Genomic DNA, 2704 nt, shown 5'->3' with positions numbered 1-2704 from the left:
TGTCTATAACGCAAGTCACTGGGCCACTCATTTCGCTGCATAGCGGGCCACCTATTTCATTCGTCACTGGGCCAAAAAAAGGTTTTATTTCGCTGGTCATTGGGCCAGCCTTCCGTTATTAGCTTTATATAAAACGGAGGTAATTGGGCCAAAATTATTTATTCCGGACTTCTAAAAACGGAGGTCAATGGGCCACTTTCCATGATTTATTATAGTCTTGTATCTGAAATATAAAAGCAGATACATGGCAGGACAACGAATTGATATCATGGAACTTCGCACTTTGATTGCATTAAAGCTAAAGAAATTCAGCAACCGGAAGGTAGCTCTCCTATTGAAGATTAACCGTAAGACTGTTGATGGGTACATCAAACGGTTCACCGAACTTGGCATCACCTATGAGGAGCTTTACGAACTTTGTGAATCCGATTTAAATGATCTTTTCACTGAAGAGAGCCAGACTGAGAAACAGCGTTACGAGGAACTTTCCGCTTTATTCCCTTCCTTTAAAAAAGAGTTTACCAAGCCCGGGTGCACCCTTCAGGCGCTTTGGAAGGATTATATAGAAAAGCACCCCAAGGGATATAAATATACCCAGTTTACCCTTCATTACCGCAAATGGAAAAAACTCAATAACCATAGCGGTAAACTGGAGCACAAGGCCGGTGAGAAGCTTTACATTGATTTCTGTGGCAAGAAACTGGGATATATTGATAAAGCTACAGGAGAACTTGTGCCGGTTGAGGTATTCGTTGCCGTACTGCCCTGTAGTCAATATACTTTTGTAAAAGCAGTCCATTCACAAAAGCGGGAAGATCTGATCTGCTGCCTTGATGCATGTCTGCAGTGGATGGGCGGTGCACCACAGGCTATCGTTTCCGATAATCTGAAATCTGCTGTCAGCAAAGGTTCGAAATATGCGCCCATCATCAATAAGACCCTTGCCGATTTCGCCCTACATTATGGTTGCGCAGTTGACCCTGCCCGTCCTTATCACCCCCAGGATAAGGCCCTTGTGGAGCGGAGCGTGGAACTGGTGTACCAAAGAATCTACTATCCCTTAAGCAAGATTACCTTTTTTGACCTGGATTCACTTAACAAAGCAATCGCTGAGCAGCTTATAGAATACAACAACTACCTTTTCTCTCATGGCGGCGGTACGCGCAGAAGCTATTTTATTGATCTCGAGCGGGATTATCTTTATCGTCTTGCTTCAGGACCATATAGCATCCGTTATTATAAAAGGGCGAAGGTACAGCGTACTTCGCATATCTTTCTCAGCGAGGACAAAAACTATTACAGCGTTCCATTCAGGTATACTGGAATGTATGTCGAGGTGCAGTATAATCAGGATATTGTTGAGATACTCTATAACCATGTACGTATTGCATCGCATGAGCGTAGCTACCGCCGAGGTAACTATAAAACCATTGCAGAACATATGCCCTCCACTCATCAGGCTTATGGTCAATGGAGTCCGGAGTATTTCGAGCAGCGGGCAACCCAGATTGGCCCGGGTACACTAAAGTATATTCAGATGCTGCTGAACCAGTCCCGATATCCTGAAATCGCCTACAAGCAGTCACTTGGTATCCTTTCCTTTGTCAGGCTATATAGTTCTGAACGACTTGAAAAGGCATGCATGAGAGCATCCACCTACCATAAAGCCTCATTTCATACCGTATCGAATATACTCAAAAACAGACTGGACATGGTGGAAGAAGAAGAAGAAAAAACTGCTTCAACACCTGAACACGGTAATATAAGGGGGGCGGCTAGTTACCGGTAATGGAGCATGCTGACTCCCGGCTGGAGCTGAAAAACAAATAAGTGGTAAACTAACATAATCAACCTCAATCAAAATGAATGAACACAACACGGTAGAAAAAATGCGCAGGATGCGCATGAACGCAATGGCGTCATTGTATCACAGTAGCCTCACAGATAATCTGTTTCAGGATTATTCCCTGGATAGTTTCTTAAGTATGCTGATAGATGCTGAATGGGAGAACAGGCAAAATAGAAACATCCAGAATCTGATAACCAGGGCCGGATTCAAACAGGCAGCCTCAGCTGCTGATATTGATTATAAAGCTAAAAGGAATCTGGACAGGACAACTTACGAACGGCTGCTTGGACTGAACTTTATCAGTAGAAAGGAAAATGTTATTATCACCGGACCTACCGGTTGCGGAAAGTCATTTCTGGCCCAATGTATTGGCGTAAAGGCATGTCAGTTACTGAATAAAACGATGTACTTTAATACCTCCAGGTTCTTTGACCTTGCAAAGCTAGCCAAGCTTGATGGCACATACCACCGGCTTATCAAAAAGATACAGACAACAGAACTGTTTATATTGGATGACTTTGGACTGGCGACCATTGATCAGGCATCACGGAATGTATTGATGGACGTTGTGGAAGAGCGTCATGAAAAATCATCCACTATAATTGCCACACAGATACCGGTAGCAAATTGGCATGGCCTTATTGGAGAAAGCACAATTGCAGATGCTATTCTTGACCGGATAGTTTTCTCCTCGCACAGGATCGAGCTCGAAGGTGAATCCCTTAGAAAAAATAAACAATTGAGTACTTAAAAAAAATCATTTATAATTGTAAAAGGAAAGTGGCCCGTTGATTCCCGAAATGACTGGCCCGCTATGCTCCGAAATCCTTGGCCCATCAATGCCGTTATACACAC

General features: G+C 43.5%; 2 protein-coding genes. Both read left to right on the top strand.

The features are described from left to right. Positions 1-244 precede the first annotated feature (244 nt). On the top strand, positions 245-1789 hold the full coding sequence (gene istA / locus LUA91_RS20595) for an IS21 family transposase (protein WP_231427998.1): 1545 nt from the start codon (positions 245-247) through the stop codon (positions 1787-1789). A gap of 73 nt (positions 1790-1862) precedes the next feature. Continuing rightward, complete coding sequence (istB, locus tag LUA91_RS20590) at positions 1863-2600, top strand: IS21-like element helper ATPase IstB (protein WP_231427997.1); 738 nt, start codon at positions 1863-1865, stop codon at positions 2598-2600. Positions 2601-2704 lie beyond the last annotated feature (104 nt).

Source organism: Pedobacter sp. Leaf250, from assembly GCF_920984735.1.
Taxonomy (GTDB): domain Bacteria; phylum Bacteroidota; class Bacteroidia; order Sphingobacteriales; family Sphingobacteriaceae; genus Pedobacter.
This window is presented reverse-complemented; position numbering and strand designations above follow the sequence as displayed.